The sequence below is a fragment of the Kitasatospora sp. NPDC004614 genome, from assembly GCF_042873675.1.
Classification (GTDB): Bacteria; Actinomycetota; Actinomycetes; order Streptomycetales; family Streptomycetaceae; genus Kitasatospora.
The window spans coordinates 173774-188514 of record NZ_JBIALR010000004.1; the positions used below are offsets into that span (position 1 = coordinate 173774).

The 14741-nt window shown below is 73.1% G+C and carries 11 protein-coding genes and 2 pseudogenes; 11 read left to right on the forward strand and 2 right to left on the reverse strand.

Annotation, left to right across the window (positions count from 1 at the left end):
* The first annotated feature begins 70 nt into the window (after positions 1 to 70).
* From ACFYST_RS12985 to ACFYST_RS13005, 5 genes and pseudogenes are all read left to right on the forward strand, one after another.
* Entirely contained in the window at positions 71 to 745 is a 675-nt protein-coding gene (locus ACFYST_RS12985; protein WP_387861727.1) for a DedA family protein, read from the forward strand.
* A 158-nt stretch (positions 746 to 903) separates the two neighbouring features.
* The gene (locus tag ACFYST_RS12990; protein WP_387861729.1) at positions 904 to 2073 is read left to right on the forward strand and encodes a sensor histidine kinase; all 1170 of its coding nucleotides are present in this window, start codon (positions 904 to 906) and stop codon (positions 2071 to 2073) included.
* Positions 2064 to 2708: a response regulator gene (locus tag ACFYST_RS12995; RefSeq protein ID WP_387861730.1), complete on the forward strand. Its 645-nt coding sequence runs from the start codon at positions 2064 to 2066 to the stop codon at positions 2706 to 2708. Before ACFYST_RS12990 ends, ACFYST_RS12995 begins: the two co-directional genes overlap by 10 nt.
* 182 nt (positions 2709 to 2890) lie before the next feature.
* A pseudogene (locus ACFYST_RS13000) lies at positions 2891 to 3082 on the forward strand (hypothetical protein); the annotation flags it as partial.
* 2 nt (positions 3083 to 3084) lie between these two features.
* A pseudogene (locus tag ACFYST_RS13005) lies at positions 3085 to 3309 on the forward strand (Tn3 family transposase); the annotation flags it as partial.
* Between the two features lie 156 nt (positions 3310 to 3465).
* On the opposite strand, the gene ACFYST_RS13010 reads toward ACFYST_RS13005, so the two are convergent.
* The gene (locus ACFYST_RS13010; RefSeq protein ID WP_387861732.1) at positions 3466 to 4344 is read right to left on the reverse strand and encodes an alpha/beta fold hydrolase; all 879 of its coding nucleotides are present in this window, start codon (positions 4342 to 4344) and stop codon (positions 3466 to 3468) included.
* Positions 4345 to 4456: 112 nt separating this feature from the next.
* On the opposite strand from ACFYST_RS13010, the gene ACFYST_RS13015 reads away from it, so the two are divergent.
* The 3 genes from ACFYST_RS13015 to ACFYST_RS13025 all read left to right on the forward strand — a co-directional run bounded on the left by ACFYST_RS13015 (position 4457) and on the right by ACFYST_RS13025 (position 9000).
* The gene (locus tag ACFYST_RS13015; protein ID WP_387861733.1) at positions 4457 to 6394 is read left to right on the forward strand and encodes a BTAD domain-containing putative transcriptional regulator; all 1938 of its coding nucleotides are present in this window, start codon (positions 4457 to 4459) and stop codon (positions 6392 to 6394) included.
* A gap of 346 nt (positions 6395 to 6740) precedes the next feature.
* The gene (locus ACFYST_RS13020) at positions 6741 to 7370 is read left to right on the forward strand and encodes a hypothetical protein (RefSeq protein WP_387861735.1); all 630 of its coding nucleotides are present in this window, start codon (positions 6741 to 6743) and stop codon (positions 7368 to 7370) included.
* A gap of 190 nt (positions 7371 to 7560) precedes the next feature.
* Positions 7561 to 9000 carry a GuaB1 family IMP dehydrogenase-related protein gene (locus tag ACFYST_RS13025; RefSeq protein ID WP_387642830.1) on the forward strand — a complete coding sequence of 480 codons (1440 nt, stop codon included), beginning with the start codon at positions 7561 to 7563 and terminating at the stop codon, positions 8998 to 9000.
* Positions 9001 to 9090: 90 nt separating this feature from the next.
* On the opposite strand, the gene ACFYST_RS13030 is transcribed toward ACFYST_RS13025, so the two are convergent.
* A complete protein-coding gene (locus ACFYST_RS13030; RefSeq protein WP_387861736.1) occupies positions 9091 to 9765 on the reverse strand; it encodes a DUF5995 family protein in 675 nt (224 codons plus the stop codon).
* A gap of 272 nt (positions 9766 to 10037) precedes the next feature.
* On the opposite strand from ACFYST_RS13030, the gene ACFYST_RS13035 reads away from it, so the two are divergent.
* The 3 genes from ACFYST_RS13035 (at position 10038) to ACFYST_RS13045 (ending at position 14730) form a co-directional block, all read left to right on the forward strand.
* Positions 10038 to 10403 carry a DUF6191 domain-containing protein gene (locus ACFYST_RS13035; RefSeq protein ID WP_387861737.1) on the forward strand — a complete coding sequence of 122 codons (366 nt, stop codon included), beginning with the start codon at positions 10038 to 10040 and terminating at the stop codon, positions 10401 to 10403.
* Positions 10404 to 11052: 649 nt separating this feature from the next.
* A complete protein-coding gene (gene tyrS, locus ACFYST_RS13040; RefSeq protein ID WP_387861739.1) occupies positions 11053 to 12426 on the forward strand; it encodes a tyrosine--tRNA ligase in 1374 nt (457 codons plus the stop codon).
* Between the two features lie 114 nt (positions 12427 to 12540).
* The gene (locus tag ACFYST_RS13045) at positions 12541 to 14730 is read left to right on the forward strand and encodes a WD40 repeat domain-containing protein (protein ID WP_387861740.1); all 2190 of its coding nucleotides are present in this window, start codon (positions 12541 to 12543) and stop codon (positions 14728 to 14730) included.
* Positions 14731 to 14741 lie beyond the last annotated feature (11 nt).

Genomic DNA, 14741 nt, shown 5'->3' on the forward strand with positions numbered 1-14741 from the left:
GATTCCAGGATGAGTGACGACCCCGGGCGAACGGCCCGCGGGCCACCCACTCGTGAGGAGAACCCCGGCGATGCAGCTCATTTCCCTGGCGACCGCTTCCCTGGCGACCGAGCAGGCACCCACCGACGGCGTCGCCGGCTGGGCGGCCGGCCTGGTCGACACCCTCGGCGGGCCCGGCGCCGGACTCGCCATCGCGCTGGAGAACCTGTTCCCGCCGCTGCCCAGCGAGGTGATCCTCCCGCTCACCGGCTTCGCCGCCGGGCGCGGCACCCTCAGCCTGCTGTCCGCACTCGGCTGGACCACGGCCGGCTCGGTGGCCGGCGCCCTCGCCCTCTACCTGCTCGGCGCCGTCTTCGGCCGCGACCGGATGCACGCGATCTGGGCCCGGCTGCCCCTGGTCAAGGCCTCCGACCTGGAACGCACCGAGGCCTGGTTCGCCCGCCACGGCACCAAAGCCGTCCTGCTCGGCCGGATGGTGCCGATCTTCCGCAGCCTGATCTCGGTCCCCGCCGGCGTCGAACGCATGGCCCTGGCCCGCTTCACCGCACTCACCGCCATCGGCAGCCTCGCCTGGAACAGCGTGCTGGTCATGGCCGGCTACGTACTCGGCGACCGCTGGGACGTGGTCGAGGGCTACGTCGGAATCTTCTCCAAGACCGTCCTGGTGCTCGCCCTGATCGCGATCGCCGTCTACCTCGGCCTGCGCCTGCGCGGCCGCGACGCCCGCCACCGCCGCGCCCGCTGACGCCTGCGGCGGGCGGTAGGGGTGGGGGTGGGGGCTGGCGGTGGGTGGTGGGGCGATCGCTGCGGGCAACCGGGGTGTCGCCGATGGCCGGTGGTGGCGGTGGTGGCTCAAGTGGCCCGTGGGGGTGGGTGATCGTGGTGGACAGTAGGCTCCCGTCCATGGGGGAGGGATCGATCGTGGTGGGGGACGGCGTCGCACCGGCGCCGTGGCCGCGGCGCGCTCTCGGCGGGCTGCTGGGGGTGCTGACCGCACCGCCGGCCGCGCTGTACCTGGTGTTGGCGGGTGCGCTGCTGGGTCCGTTGCTGCCGTGGCCGGGGATCGGGCCGCGGGCCCGGGCCGCGTTGCAGGGCGGGGCCGTCCGGCTGGCCGCCGTGGAACGGGCGCGCCGGGCCGTCTGGTTCGGTGACCGCTTCCCCGTCCACTACCGCGCCGAGGACCGCGAGTTGCTGCGCTACCTGGCCCGTCGCACCGGTGTCGGGCTGGTGGCGGGGCTGGTGCTCGGTCTGATCGGGTTCGGTGCCGTTCTGGTGGTGTTGCTCGCGGCGGGGGCGCTGCGCGGCACGCTGAGTGTGGCCGATCTGTTCGGGCAGGTGCTGCTCGGCGGTGTGCTGCTGTTTCTCGCCGTTCAGGGCCTGGCCTCGCTCGCCGACCTGGACGCCCGGCTGGCCCGCGACTGTTTCGGCCCGTCCGAGGCCGAGCTGCTGCGCCACCGGATCGCCGAACTCGCCGACAGCCGGGCCGCGGTGCTGCACGCCGTGGACGCCGAACGCCGCCGGATCGAACGTGACCTGCACGACGGCGTCCAACAGCGGCTGGTCGCATTGCGGCTGCTGCTCGGCCGGGCCCGGCGCGGCGGTGACCCGCAGCGCACCGACGAGCTGCTGCGCCAGGCGCATCGGGAGGCGGCCGAGGTGCTGACCGAGCTGCGCGAGGTCGCCTGGCGGGTCTTCCCGTCCGCGCTGGACACCCTCGGGCTGGACGAGGCGCTGGCCGGCCTCGCCGAACGCTGCCCGATCCCGCTGCGGGTGCACTGCCGGGAGGCCGGGATGCTGCCCCAACCGGTGCTCACCGCCGCGTACTTCGTGGTCAGCGAGTGCGTCACCAATGCCGCCAAGCACTCCGCCGCCAACACCGTCGAGGTCGTCGTGGGGCGGGACGGCGCGCGGCTCACCGTCCGGGTCGAGGACGACGGGCGGGGCGGCGCGGACCCGGCGGGCGGCGGCCTGTCCGGGCTGCGCGGCCGGGTCGCCGCGCTCGACGGGACACTGCACGTCCACAGCCCCGCCGGGGGCCCCACCGTCGTCACTGCGGAGCTGCCATGCGGGTGATCGTCGCCGAGGATTCGACCCTGCTGCGGGAGGGCCTGGTCCGGCTGCTCGCCGAGGAGGGCCACCAGGTGCTGGCCGCCGTCGGCGACGCCGAGGCCCTGCTCGCGGCGGTCGACGCCGACCCGCCGGACGTCGTGGTGGTCGACATCCGGATGCCGCCCACGCACACCGACGAAGGGGTGCGGGCCGCGGTGCGGATCCGCGAGAGCCGGCCCGAGGTCGGTGTGCTGGTGCTCTCCCAGCACATCGAACGCGGTTACGCCGCCCAGCTGTTGGCGTCCGGCGCGGAACGGGTCGGCTACCTGCTCAAGGACCGGGTCGCCGAGGTGGACGAGTTCCTGGACGCCCTCACCCGGGTCGGCTCCGGCGGTACGGTGATCGACCCCGAGGTGGTGCGCCGCCTGGTCGTCCGCACCGAGCACGCCGACCCGCTGGCCCGCCTCACCCCCCGCGAACGCACCGTCCTGGAGGCCCTCGCCGAGGGCCACACCAACACCGCGATCGCCGCCCGCCTGCACCTCTCCCTGAGCGCCGTCGAAAAACACCTCAACGCCCTGTTCGACAAACTCGACCTCCCCCGCACCGCCGGCTACAGCCGCCGCGTCCTGGCCGTCCTGCGCTACCTCGGCGCCTGAGCTGCGCCTGAGCGGAGCCCGAGCTGACCAGGTCCAGCTCCTCGGTCAGGATCTTCGACGCCTTCGCCAGGATGCGGGCCGCCTTCTCCAACTGCGGCAGCATCGCGAGACGATCCCGGTCCGACGCCCGACGGGCCGGGCTGATCAGCCGGTTCGCCATCAGCACCGCGAACAGGTCCAGCGGCGCGTTGTGGGCGGCGGTCGAGGAGACCGTGCCGCGTACGGCGGTCGCGGGGGCGGTCGCGACCGTGGAGGCCCTGGTGCCGGAGGACGACGGGTCGACCGAGGCGGCCATGCGGGAGAAGCTGGCCCTGCGCTACAACACCGTCCGGCCGTTCCTGTCTCTGCTGGGTGAGTCGGACGCGCTCGGCGCGGTGCGGTGGTGCTGTGGAACACCCGCTACCTGGATGCCGCCGTGGCCCGGCTCCGCGCCGTGGGCCACGACATCAAGGACGAGGACGCAGCTCGCCTCTCCCCGCGCAAGGACCGGCACATCAACTTCCTGGGCCGCTACCTGTTCAACATCACGGCCAGCGGCCCCGGCCAGGGCCTGCGCCCCTTCCGCGACCCCGCGGCCGAGGACGACGAGGAAGAGAACTGACCGCCGGCGCACCCAAGACGTTGGGCCGTTCGTTGTACCCCGGGTAGGCCGGGCGGCACCGCCTGGGGACCCAGCGCAGGAAAAGAATGCTGATCGCCGAGAACCTGGCGCTCGCCGACCGACCGTGGCCCAGCCGACGAGTCGAGAGCAGGAGGCTCAGCGGGCCAGCAGGCCCCGGATCACGGCTGCGATCTCGTCGGGTGCCTCTTCGGCCATGAAGTGCCCGGAGTGGGTCAGCCGGTGGTCCAGGTCCGGCGCCCACGCCTTCCACACCCCGGCAGCGTCGTAGCCGAGGTGGGCGCCCCAGTCCTGCTGGACGACCGTCACGGGCATGGCCAGCTGCGACCCGGCGTCCAGGTCCGCTTGGTCGTGCGTGACGTCGATGTCCGCCGAGGCCCGGTAGTCCGCGACGATCGACGTCACTGCCGCGGCGCTCGCGCGCAGGTATTCGGCACGTACGTCCTCGGGCATGGTGGTCGGGTCGTTGGCCCAGGCGTCGAGGAACGAGCCGAAGAACGCGTCCGCGCTGCCTGCGATCATCGCCTCCGGCAGGCCCGGCGGCTGCGCCATCAGGAAGAGGTGGTAGCCGACGGCCGCCGAGACGCCGTGCAGGACGTTCCACGTGTCGAGCGTCGGCACGACGTCGAGGATGCCCAGGTGCGTGATGGTCTCGGGGTGGTCCAACCCCGCCCGGAAGGCGACCAGGGCGCCCCGGTCGTGGCCGACGAGGGCAAAGCGCTCGTGGCCGAGCGCCGCCGCCAGGGACACGACGTCGGCGGCCATGGTGCGCTTGGCGTACACATCGGGGTCGGTGGCGGCCGGCTTGTCGCTGGCGCCGTAGCCCCGCAGGTCAGGACAGATCACCGTGTGCTCGTCGGCGAGCCGCTCGGCGACGTGTCGCCACATCAGGTGGGTCTGGGGAAAACCGTGCAACAGCACGACCGGGCTGCCGCTGCCGCCGACAGCTGCAGCCAGCTCCACACCGTCCGCACCGGGCAGGCGGATGTGATCGAAGCCGGGAATGGTGAGCGTCATGAAGGACCACCCTTTCGGGTCGGGGACTTGACCGGATCAGCCTGGGCGACGGTGATCAGCAACCGATCAGTACGGTTGGGCGCAGCCGACCCCTGGCACGGAGGATGAGGGCATGCGAATCGACGTGCTCGGTGTGGTGCGGGCCCTCCGCGACGACGGCAGCCCGGTTGACCTGGGCGGACCCCGCCATCGTGAGGTACTCGCCCGGCTCGTCGCCGCCGAGGGACGGATGGTCACCACCGACACCCTTGTCAATGACCTGTGGACCGATCCGCCTGCCCGCGCCGTTGGCGCTTTGCGTACCTTCGTCGCCGCGCTGCGCCGTGCCCTCGAACCCGACCGACCGCCCCGCAATCCGCCGCGCGTCATCGTCACCGAAGGTCCCGGCTACGCGCTGCGCCTGCCGCGCGAGGACATGGACGTCCAGCGGTTCCAGGACACCCTGGCCCGAGCCCGCCGCAACCCCGCCGCGGTGACCGACCTCGGCGCGGCACTCGCGGCCTGGCGAGGACCCGCCTACGCCGATGTGACCGGCTCCGCATGGGCGCAGCGCGAGCGGAACCGGCTGGAGGAATTGAGGTTGGAGGGGGTGGAACTGCGCGCCCGGATCCTTCTCGACTCCGGGGAAGGGGCCGATCTCGTTGCCGAACTGGGTGCCCATGTCGCCGAACACCCGTGGCGCGAGCCGGCCTGGGAGCTGCTTGCCCGCGCGCTGTACCGCGCGGGCCGCCAAGCCGACGCGCTGGCCACCCTCCGCCGTGCCCGCGCGATGCTCGTCGACCAACTCGGACTCGACCCCGGTGGCGACCTTCAGCGCCTGGAGACGGACATCCTCAACGGGTCCGCGCCCCCCGAAGGAGCACGTACGGCGTGGACCGGCCCTGGTGTCCGGCTCGGCCCGCGCACCACCGTGGATCTGGCCCGTACCCTCGCACTGGCGGGTGGCGACGCCCTCGTGCGTTCGCGGCGCGACCGCCTCGCCGCCATCCAGGCGGCGGAACGCACGGGAGACCTCTCCCTGACCGCCCGGATCATCGGCGCCTACGACGTGCCCGCCATCTGGAGCCGGGCCGACGACCCCGAGCAGTCCCGCGCCGTCGTCGCGGCTGCCGAGCGCACGCTCACAGGGCTGGGCCCAGACGGCCCCGCCGACCTGCGCGCCCGCCTCCTGGCCACGGTCGCCGTTGAGAGCCGCAGCGCCGATCTGTCCGGGACCGAGCTGAAGCACGCGCAGCAGGCGGCGCGTCAGGCCGAGGAACTGGCACGGGACTTGGCCGATCCCGCCCTGCTGGCCTTCGCCCTCAATGGGGTGTTCCTGCAGTCATTCAGCAGCCCCGGGCTCGCGGCCGCACGGGACAGGACCGGCGCCGAGATCCTCGACCTGGCCACCCGGCACGAGCTGCCGAACTTCGCCGTGCTCGGCCGACTCGTCCGCCTGCAATCCGCCTCGGCCCTCGGCGACCTCGACGCCGCGACCTCGCACGCCAACGCAGCCGACCAGCTCGCCGCCACCACCGAGGCGCCCCTCGTCTCCGTCCTCACCGGGTGGTTCAGGGCCCGGGCCACGGCCGCCCGCAGCGCCGAACCGGGCGGACCGACTGCCGCCACGGCAGCAGCGCACTACCGCGCTGCCGAGGACGCCCTCCGGACGGCCGGAATGCCGGGGCTGCATCGCGGCCTGTTCCCGCTCGCCCTACTGGGACTGCGCCTGCTGCACGGCCGGCCCGCGCCCACCGACCCGCACCTCGACTGGGGCCCGTACAGGCCCTGGACTCGCCCCCTCGTGCTGCTCGCCCAGGACCGGGGCGAGCAGGCGCGTACCGCCCTCGCTGCGGTGCCCGAACCGCCGCGTGACCACATGCAGGAAGCGCTGTGGTGCCTGACCGCCCGCGCCGCCGTACGCCTCGGCGAGCGCGGAATCGCCGCGCGCGCTGCGGCTGCCTTGCGTGATGCCCGTGCAGATCACGCCGGCGCCGCTAGCGGAATGCTGACCCTGGGCCCGGTGGCGCGGTACCTGGCCGAGGCGGAGGCATGCGCCGGAGCGGGGTAAGCGACCGCAATCCGCGAACGCCGGGCCCGTCCGCGCTCACCCCACGGCCCCGGCGGAATCAGGTCGCATGACCGGCTCACCGTGCAGGTCCTCAACGGCGACACCGTGCTGGACGAACTGGCCCGCCAGGCCGAAGGCGGCTCCGACGACCTGGTGGCCCAGCTGCTCGCGCAGGCCCGGAACGGCGACAGGTAGGGGAGCACAGCAAGATCAATCTCACCGGGATTTCCTGTACCTCAACTACTCACACTCGGAGCTGCGCCCCGGCGGAGCCTGAGCGGAGCCGGGCCGGATCCCGTCGCCGTCGCCCCTGGCCCCGGGCGGGCTCGCGCGCGAGGATGGCGGTATGGACGCGCAGCGGTTCGCCAAGGCCCGCACCGCGCTGCACGCGGTGGCCGAGCACCTGCTGGCCGGTCCGCAGTACCGGGCGGCGGGGACGGTGCGGTTGCGTGCGTATCCGGGTGGGTTCGCCACTCGGTTCGAGCCTCGGCTGCGGGTCAGTGGTGCTCAACTGCTCAGCGCCGGACGGTCGTTGGAGCTCGCGGGGGCGAGCTGCGCGGAACTCGGGGCGCTCGTCGGGATCGTGCCGGGCCGCCCCGAGGGGTTGTACGGGGACGGTTCGGGCGTGGCCCTCGACCAGCCGTTGGAGCTGGACGCGGCGGGTGCGGACGCCGTCGCCGCCTGCTTCGTGCACGGCGACGCCGCGTTGCGGGCGCTGTTCGCGCAGGCCGATCCGGTGCTGTGGCCGGAGCACTTCGATCTGGCGGTGACGATGGACGAGGTGAACTACGGCGTCTCGCCCGGCGACACCTTCCTGGCCGAGCCGTACGCGTACGTCGGCCCGCCGGCGCCGCGCACCGGCGCGTTCTGGAACGCCCCGTTCGGTGCCGCCCGCACCCTCGCCGAGCTGGGCGATCTGTCGGCGACCACGGCTTTCCTGGCGGAGGGCCGACGGCTCGCCTCCGAGCCCCTGTAGCTTCCTCCAAACCGCTTGTGGAACGGTGGCCGTCCGCTTGTGTCGATCTTCAGGATTCCCGTGCGGGCTGGCCTCCAACCAGGGAATCGGTGAGGATTGAACGCTGGGTGCGGCGCGCCCGGTGTGTCTCATGGCACAGCCGTACCTGCGCCCCAGGTGAAACGTTCCTCCCCAGCCAGAGAGCCTCTTCATGCGCTTCCTGAATGACCTCAAGCCCGCGTACGACCTGACGTACGACGACGTCTTCATGGTCCCCAGCCGTTCCGCCGTGGGCTCCCGGCAGGCCGTCGACCTCTCCTCCCACGACGGCACCGGCACCACCATCCCGCTGGTGGTCGCCAACATGACCGCGATCGCCGGACGCCGGATGGCCGAGACCGTCGCCCGCCGCGGCGGACTGGTCGCCATCCCGCAGGACGTCCCGATCGAGGTCGTCGCCGAGGTGATCGGCTGGGTCAAGCAGCGTCACCTCGTGCACGACACCGCGCTCGCCCTCGCCCCCGGCGACACCGTCGCCGACGCCCTGGTGCTGATGCCCAAGCGCGCCCACGGCGCGGTGGTCGTGGTCGAGGGCGGCCGGCCCGTCGGCGTCGTCACCGAGGGCGACTGCCAGGGCGTGGACCGGTTCACCAGCCTGTCCGAGGTGATGTCCCGCGACCTGCTGCTGCTCGACCAGGACATCGACCCGCGCGCCGCGTTCGACCGCCTCAACGAGGCGCACCGCAAGCTCGCCCCCGTGGTCGCCCCCGACGGCACCCTGGTCGGCATCCTCACCCGCAAGAACGCGCTGCGCGCCACCCTCTACACCCCCGCCGTCGACGCGTCCGGCCGCCTGCGGGTCGCCGCCACCGTCGGCATCAACGGCGACGTCGCCGGCCGCGCCAAGGCCCTGCTGGAGGCCGGCGCCGACGTGCTGGTGGTGGACACCGCGCACGGCCACCAGGAGGGAATGATCGCCGCGCTGCGCGCCGTGCGCGCCCTCGACCCGCGAGTCCCGATCGTGGCCGGCAACGTGGTCTCCGCGGCCGGCGTGCGCGACCTGGTCGAGGCCGGCGCGGACATCCTCAAGGTCGGCGTCGGCCCCGGCGCCATGTGCACCACCCGGATGATGACCGGCGTCGGCCGCCCGCAGTTCTCCGCCGTCCTGGAGTGCGCCGAGGAGGCCCGCCGGCTCGGCAAGCACGTCTGGGCCGACGGCGGCGTCCGGCACCCGCGCGACGTGGCGATGGCGCTGGCCGCCGGCGCGTCCAACGTGATGATCGGCTCCTGGTTCGCCGGCACCCTGGAATCCCCCGGCGACGTCCAGACCACCGCCGACGGCCGCCAGTACAAGGAGAGCTTCGGCATGGCCTCGGCCCGCGCCGTGAGCAACCGCACCTCCGAGGAGTCCGCCTACGACCGGGCCCGCAAGGGGCTGTTCGAGGAGGGCATCTCGCACTCCCGGATGTTCATCGACCCCGCCAGCCCCGGCGTCGAGGACCTCATCGACTCGATAGTGGCCGGCATCCGCTCCTCCTGCACCTACGCCGGCGCGGCCGACCTCGAGGAGTTCCGGCAGAACGCGATCGTCGGCGTGCAGAGCGCGGCCGGCTATGCCGAGGGCAAGCCGCTGCACTCCAGCTGGGCCTGACGGTCTCGCGCTTTCGGGCTTTCGGGCTTTCGGGCTTTTCGGGCGGGCTCCCCTCGCGGGGGGCCCGCCCGGGTTTTGTACGAGGGGGCTTCAGTTGAGCGACAGCGGGGTGAGCAGCGCCCGGCCGACCATGCCGACCGACCCCGACAGCGCGTCCGCCACCAGGCGGTACGCGGGCGGCAGGCGGTGCAGCTCCCACAGCGCCAGGACGGACGCCCAGGCGGCCTCGCGGGCCCGGTCGATGCTCCAGACGCCGACGATGTGCAACAGCGGGTCACCGGCCGGGAGCGGCAGCAACGTGGCGCGGACCTGCGCCTCCACCTCGGCCAGCAGGCTGTTGATCCGCAGGTAGTCGGCGTGCAGCTGGTCCGGCCGGTGGCCGGTCAGCCGGCAGGTGTCGAGGACGGCGAGCGGCAGGTCGTTCTCGATGTGGGCGTTCATGCCGGCCAGCGCGAACTGCAGCGGGTGGACGTTCGCCGCGCCGCGCAGCTCGAACAACGGCCGCCAGCAGGCCGCCGGCCGCCGCCCCGCCCGGTCGTCGTCGACGGCGGCCAGGTAGCGGGCGGCGAACACGGCGTCGAGCTCCGCCATGGTGGCGGGGTCGTCGAAGTACGCGACGGCGAGATGGTCGCGGACCAGTCGGGTCACGGTCAGGTACATCGCGTTGAAGACGGCGACACCGTCCGCGGCGGGCAGTTCGGTCGAGAGCTCCGTCATCCGGTCGACCACCTGATCGACCGTCAGCACCGGTGTGGTCATGGGCATCCATCCTCCTTCGGTGACGAACCGACAAGCAGATGATGCGCCCACGATGGCAGGGGGCCGGGAGGCTGCCAAGACACGACGCGCGGGCCGGGCGGAGACCACGAGCACTTCGGCGGGTGCGGCGAACCGGCCTCGGCCCGGTGGTGGGCGTCCCGCTGCCGCAGTGGCCGGCCCGGGCGGCTTTCGCGGCCAGGGAACTCCCGTGTGGGACACGGCCGTTGGGCGGTAGGGTGCACGACCCGGGGAGGGCCGCGCAGGAGGGGTGTGGACGAATGGGTCTGGTTTTCTCGCTCACGTTGCCCGGAGTGGCGGTGGCGGTGGTGCTGTTCATGGCAGCCTCGAAGACGGTGGGGCGGCTGGCCGGTTCGGGCTTTGTCCCGGCGCGGTTCCGCAGGCGGCCGGGCCGGGTCGGTAAGGCGCCTTCGATGTCCACTGCGGCCCTGGACGTATTCACCGGCTCGGTGAACGCCGGCAAGGCGGCCGAGTTGGAGGAACGCTCCGCCGAGGCGATGCGTCGGGACGAGGAGGGGGACGCCGCGCCGCCCCGTTCGACCGTCGATCTGGGGTCGGGCCGCGCCGTCATCGTGCTGCCGAAGCGGGCCTTGGGTTCCGATCACGGTGCGGTCGGGGAAAGTTGACCAGGGGTCAGGGTCATGGCCGGTCCGCGGTGGGGTGGCGCTGGTCGGTCGGGTTCTCTCCCGGTTGGAACAGTGGCTGATCGATCGGGCCGAGTGCAGGGGGCCTGCGACCTCCGGTCGGGCGCGGCGGCTGGATCGCTGACGCTCGGAGTGGTGCTGTGCGTGCAGCGGGCCGGTGACCAGCTACTCACCAGGCCTGTCTTCCTGGCCGCCGATCTCATGGGCGACGTCTGGCACCAACTGCCCCGTGAGGTATGGGAGATCTGATCGCACGTGGCCCGGGCGGCGAAATAGCCGGGTGCGGGGCGGTGTGGGGATGGTGCATGATGGGGGCTGCGGTGGAGCCGAGGGGCTGCTGCTGCTTCCTGTTCCCGGAGGTTTCACGTGGTGAAGCGATATTAGTGGCGGTCCCCACCGCCCTCCGGCCTGCCTGAAGTGACGGCGGCCGGGCCTCCGGATTTCTTGAACGACCTGTTGCGAATGCCTGTCCGGCTGTCTGCGTGTGCTCAACCGCAGGTGTCGGCGCGGGTGTGGTCGTCGTTTTTGGTGGTGCCGTGTATCGCGGGGCGGGTGCGTCCGACGTCTGTTGTTCCTGTACCCCGAGAGGATGGCCATGGCCGCCACCGCGTTCGACCGCAGCATTGCGTTGATGAGTGAACTGATCGAGAAGGAAGAGGAGTTGAGGGAGGGCCCGGCGCTCGGCCGGTTGCTGGAGGTGCTGGCGGGGCGGCAGCGGGCCGATCTCTCGGGGCTGGATCCGCAGCGGCAGGCCGCGCTGCTGGGGGCACGGGCGGCGGCGGTGCTGCCGGGGGAGCGGCAGTTGGCCGAACTGCTCGGTCAGGGGCGGGTGTTGACGGTGAAGTACGGCATCGACCCGACCGGGGCGGAGGTGCATCTCGGGCATGCGGTGCCGATGATCCTGGCCAGCAGGTTGCAGCGGATGGGGCACCGGGTGGTGTTCCTGGTGGGGGACATCACGGCGCGGATCGGCGACCCGTCGGGCCGGAGTGCGGAGCGGCCGCCGCTGACGGCCGAGGACGTGAGCCGCAATGTCGCGACGTACCAGGCGCAGGTCGGTCCGTTCTTCGACTTCGAGCGGGCCGAATTCCGGTTCAACAGTGAGTGGTTGGCGCCGCTGACGCTGCCGGACTTCCTCACGGTACTGTCTCGGCTGCCCGCCTCGGCGGCGTTGCAGCGGGAGGACTTCCGGACCAGGCTCGCCGAGGGCAGCGGGCTGACGCTGGCCGAGCTGGTGTACTCCGTGGTGATGGCGCTGGACTCGGTGGAGCTCGTCGCCGACATCGAACTCGGCGGCCTGGACCAGCTGTTGAACCTCCAGATGTGCCGCCGGGTGCAGACGTCCGCCGGCCAGCAGCCGGAGGTGGTGCTGGCGACCGGGCTGATCGAGGGCACCGACGGCACCGGCGCCAAGATGAGCAAGTCGAAGAACAACTACGTCGGGCTGGCTTTCCCCGCCGAGGAGATGTTCGGCCGCCTGATGGCCTGCGCGGACCGGCTGCTGCCGGACTACCTCCGGCTGCTCACCGAACTCGTCGACGAGGAAGTCGAGTTGCTGCTCGCCCAGGCCGCCGACGGCCGCCGCCACCCGATGGCGGTGAAGACCCTGCTGGCCGCCGCCGTCACCGCCACCGTGCACGGCGCCCCGGCCGCACTCGCCGCCCGCGACGCCTTCCGCGCCCGCTTCTCGCAGCGCCGCTTCTCCGACGCCGGACTGCTGCCCGCCGCGGACGCGGCCCAGCACGGCGCGGCGACCCTCGGCGAGCTCCTGGTGAAGGTCAGCGGCGAACTCCCGAGCCTCAACCAGGTCCGCCGGGTCGCCGAGGCGGGCGGCCTCCGTCTGGTGGTGGAGACTTCCGACGGCGGCGGGCGCACCGTCCCGCTGTCCCGCGCGGACGCCGACGAGCGTCTGCTGGTGGTGCTCGGCGCCCACGACCTGACTCGGGCCAGCGCACAGCGCCGGGTGTTCCTGCGCTGCGGGCGGAAGGTGCTGGAGCTGAGCTGAGACGGCGTCACCAGGTCAACTGCCGCCCGCCGAGGCGGGCTGGCCGGGAGATCCGTACGATCGGCTCCCGGCAGCCCGCCTCCGCGCGGGGGCGGGACGACAGGGGAGCGTCAGTTGGAGCAGGCAACCGCCGCGAGTCCGTACCCGGGCCCGGACGAGATCGACCGGCGGCAGGCGGCCTACCTCGACGCCGTGCGTCGGGGCGACGCCGACGCCGCCGCCGACCCGGACGGTGCACTGTGGCGGGCCGACTGGGCCAGCGGTACTGACCTGGACCCCCGGCTGGTGTGGCAGGCGCACGTCGGACCGGTCGAGACCGCGGCCTGGGGCGAGACCGGGGACGGGCCCGTGCTGGCGCTGGCCATCGCGCTGGACGAGTACCCGCCGGTCGACGCGAAGCTGCGCCGGCACCGGCTGGAGGTGCGGGACGTCCCGACGGGCCGGGTCCGGACCGTCGGTTGCGAGGTGCCGGTCACGTTGCTGGCGGTGGCGGCCGACGCGGTGGAACCGCTGCTGATCTCCGCCCACTCGGACGAGACGGTGCGGGTCTGGGGCCTCGACGACCTCTCCCTGCGGTGGTCGGCCGACACGGGTGACAGCCCATGGGACATGACCGTCCTCGGCCGTGGTGTCGATGCCCGACTGCTGATGAGGACCTACTGGAGCAGGGACGGCCTCCAGCAATGGGAGTTGGCGACCGGTGTGCCGCTCGACCGCGCTGGCCTGCCGGTCGGTTCCAACCTCAGCACCGCCACCCGCGCCGACGGGCGCCAGGTCGCCCTGGTCACCGATGACGGTGTCCTGTGCTGGGACCCGCAGGACGGCCGGACGTCCCGACTTCCGGTGCCCGCCGGGATGCGCGATATCCGGGGCGCGACCCTGTCACTGGCGGGCGGACGGGAACTGCTGACCGTCGCCGACGAGTCCCGCGTCCTGGGCACCGTCGATGTGGCGACCGGGCAGCCCACGGCCGGCCTCCTCGACGCGCACGTGGGCTACCAGGGGGAGAGCCTGACGAACACGCACGGCCGTATCGGGCCGCACCACAACCCGACCGTCGTGGGATCCGTCGTCGCCGTGCCGACGATGTGGAACGTCCACCTCTGGGACGTCGAGACGCTGCGGCCGCTCGGCCCGCCGATCACCGGCCCCGTCGCGATGGCCGAGACCACCGCCGTCCGCCGGGACGGCCGCGACCTGCTGCTCACCTCTTCGAAGCGGGACGGTGTGGTCGCGCTCTGGGACCCGGCCGTCCCGGTGCACCGCGAACCCGGCCACACCCAGCGGCTGGCGGCACTCGCCGTCACCGCACCGGACGGCACCGTGGTGAGCGCCGACGAGGGCGGAACCCTGCTGGCCCGCCGCGCCGCCGACGGCACCCCGCTGGCCCCGCCCCTGCGCACGGGTGTCCAGGTGACGAGGAGCCTGACTGCCTGGTCGGCGGACGGCCGTCCGTACGCCGCCACCGGGTACGGCATCCACATCTTCCCCAACCAGCGCCTGTACCGCTGGGATCTCGCCGCCGGCAGCCCGCTGGGCGAACCGGTCGACACGGGCACCGCCGTCGTCCACTGGATCGCCCACCTGCGGCTGCGCGGTGGCGACGCGGTGGCCACCGCCGGCCTGTACCCGCCCGCGGACTTCGACTCCCGCCCGGAGGAGGACACCGAAGAGGACGAGGTCTGGGAGAACGAGATCCGGTTCTGGCACCCCGCCGACGGCACCCTGCTCGCCCGGATCGTCGCCACCGACGTCGAGTCGGGTATCACCGGTCTTGCTGTCGCGACGCTCGACGGACGCCCGACCGCGGTGGTCTCCTCCCACGCCGAGGAACCGATCCGGCTGTACAACCCCGACGACCCCACCGCCCCGCCGGACAGCGTCCCGGGCACGGACGGTCACCCTCTGCTGGCCGTCCTCGACGGCCGTTTCGTGGCCGTCCGGTCGGACCAGGGCCACGTGCTCGGCGCCCGCGTGCGCAACTGGCGGCGTTACCCGCACAGCGCGCCCGCCCCCGATGCCACCGTGATCCGCACCTGGCACCGGGACGGCCGCCCCGCCGGACCCGCCATCGAGGACGCCGCGCCCGTCACCGCATTCGCCGCCCGCACCTGGCCCGAGGCGTACATCGCCCGCACGGACGGCACCGTCAGCCTCACCGACCTCAGCACCGGCCACCCGCTGGCCCGCCCCCTGCGCCTGCCGATCCCCGCCACCACCCTCGCGACCACCCCCGACGGCGCCCTGGCCATCGGGTTCGGCCGCGACGTCGCCCTCGTCCGGCCCCCGCTCCGGCGGTTCTAGCGGCTCAGGCC

What these genes read in the sequence shown, in the direction of transcription:
- ACFYST_RS12990 (WP_387861729.1), top strand. Translation starts at nt 904, where the DNA reads ATGGGGGAGGGATCGATCGTGGTGGGGGACGGCGTCGCACCGGCGCCG.
- ACFYST_RS13030 (WP_387861736.1), bottom strand. Translation starts at nt 9,765, where the DNA reads ATGCCCATGACCACACCGGTGCTGACGGTCGATCAGGTGGTCGACCGG.
- ACFYST_RS12995 (WP_387861730.1), top strand. Translation starts at nt 2,064, where the DNA reads ATGCGGGTGATCGTCGCCGAGGATTCGACCCTGCTGCGGGAGGGCCTG.
- ACFYST_RS13025 (WP_387642830.1), top strand. Translation starts at nt 7,561, where the DNA reads ATGCGCTTCCTGAATGACCTCAAGCCCGCGTACGACCTGACGTACGAC.
- ACFYST_RS13020 (WP_387861735.1), top strand. Translation starts at nt 6,741, where the DNA reads ATGGACGCGCAGCGGTTCGCCAAGGCCCGCACCGCGCTGCACGCGGTG.
- ACFYST_RS12985 (WP_387861727.1), top strand. Translation starts at nt 71, where the DNA reads ATGCAGCTCATTTCCCTGGCGACCGCTTCCCTGGCGACCGAGCAGGCA.
- ACFYST_RS13015 (WP_387861733.1), top strand. Translation starts at nt 4,457, where the DNA reads ATGCGAATCGACGTGCTCGGTGTGGTGCGGGCCCTCCGCGACGACGGC.
- ACFYST_RS13010 (WP_387861732.1), bottom strand. Translation starts at nt 4,344, where the DNA reads ATGACGCTCACCATTCCCGGCTTCGATCACATCCGCCTGCCCGGTGCG.
- tyrS (WP_387861739.1), top strand. Translation starts at nt 11,053, where the DNA reads ATGAGTGAACTGATCGAGAAGGAAGAGGAGTTGAGGGAGGGCCCGGCG.
- ACFYST_RS13035 (WP_387861737.1), top strand. Translation starts at nt 10,038, where the DNA reads ATGGGTCTGGTTTTCTCGCTCACGTTGCCCGGAGTGGCGGTGGCGGTG.